Origin of the sequence: Microcoleus sp. AT3-D2, assembly GCF_036705715.1 — a bacterium.
GTDB lineage: Bacteria > Cyanobacteriota > Cyanobacteriia > Cyanobacteriales > Microcoleaceae > Microcoleus.
Map to the genome: position 1 here is coordinate 1 of NZ_JAUBVE010000199.1, position 1,401 is coordinate 1,401.

At 41.5% G+C, this 1,401-nt stretch carries 2 protein-coding genes; one reads left to right on the top strand and one right to left on the bottom strand.

What is annotated here, in order from left to right; translation table 11 throughout:
- Positions 1-355, bottom strand: a 355-nt coding sequence (locus tag QUB44_RS30850) for a DUF6444 domain-containing protein (RefSeq protein WP_333373723.1), incomplete at its 3' end; no start/stop codon positions are given.
- Between the two features lie 56 nt (positions 356-411).
- Between QUB44_RS30850 and QUB44_RS30855 the strand changes: the two genes are divergently transcribed.
- Positions 412-1,383 (top strand): ISAs1 family transposase, encoded by a 972-nt coding sequence (locus tag QUB44_RS30855; protein WP_333373725.1) that lies wholly within the window; start codon positions 412-414, stop codon positions 1,381-1,383.
- The last annotated feature ends 18 nt before the right edge of the window (positions 1,384-1,401 follow it).

Here is a 1,401-nt window from a genome sequence, read left to right on the forward strand (position 1 = left end):
TACTGCATTCTTCTGGATGATGCTCCATTACTTCGCTACATTCTTCTATGGGGTATAAGTCCCGGCTATTTCCTTTATGACCAGGCTGCCCCCCTCGCTTTTTACCGCTTTTTGTCTTTTGCGGCTTTTTGCCAAATCCCGGTGGGTCGCAAGATGGTGGTGATGATGAGTTTTCTGATGTCCGATTAATTTTTTCTAATAACTGTTGTTGAACTGTCAGGACTTCGGTTAGTTTCTTTTCCTGTTGTTCTATTTGCTGCGCCATTGCCTCCACCAGTTTTTTGACACTGGTTGGAGTTTTCCCCCAATCTTCTGGGGGTATCTGCTCTAAGTGGTTGACGCGCTTTTCTTCCATGTCACTTAATTTATCAGATTTTCTCCGCTTTTTGGGCTATTTCTCTTCTACCCCCCCTGAACGGTTACCAATTTTTAGAGTTACCCAATGGCATTCCTCATCATGATACGTTTCGTAGAGTTTTTGAAAAATTAGACCCCAAAATTTTAGAACAGAAGTTAACTCAGTGGGTTCAAAAATTTATCGGGTCAGTTGTTAACCAAGTTATCCCGATTGACGGAAAAAGCCTTCGGGGGTCTTATGACCGAAATCAGGGCAAAAAAAATTTACATTTAGTGACAGCGTGGGCTTCGGAAAATCGTTTAGTCCTCGGCCAAGTTAAGGTAGATAGCCATTCCAATGAAATTACAGCGATTCCAGCCTTATTAGAATTAATCGACGTAACCGGCGCCATTATTACGATGGATGCAATGGGGACTCAAACGGAGATTATTAAACAGATTGTTCAGAAAAAAGCTAATTATGTAGTTTGCTTAAAAAGTAATCATCCGACTCTTTACAATCAAGTGAAATCTTGGTTTGAGCTTCAATCAAGTCGCCAATTTACTGGAGTTAAAATGACGGATTACCGTCAAGTAGAAAAAGGGCATAACCGGATTGATAAAAGAAGAGTTGGGGCCATTCCCCTTTCCGAATTTGGAGGTCTTTATAATCAACATAAATGGGCGGGACTCCAGACCGTTGTTATAGTCGAACGGTTTCGACAAGAGTGGAATGGAACCTCTCACGAAGTCCAGATTTATCTAAGTTCTTTAACCATAGATGCTCAAAAACATAGTTCTATTATCCGGGAACATTGGAGCATTGAAAATAAAGAACATTGGGTTTTAGATGTGACTTTTGAAGAAGATAAATCTCGTATCCGAGCGTTTAATAGCCCTCAAAATTTGGCGGTACTCAGACGGATGGCCCTTAATGCCCTCAATCAAGAAACCACCCTATCGCGTAGCTTGAGACAAAAAAGGAACCGGGCAGCGATGAGTGAGGACTACATGATGCTTATTCTCAAATCCTTGTGTCAAGCCTGATTGAGATGCTCTTACCCT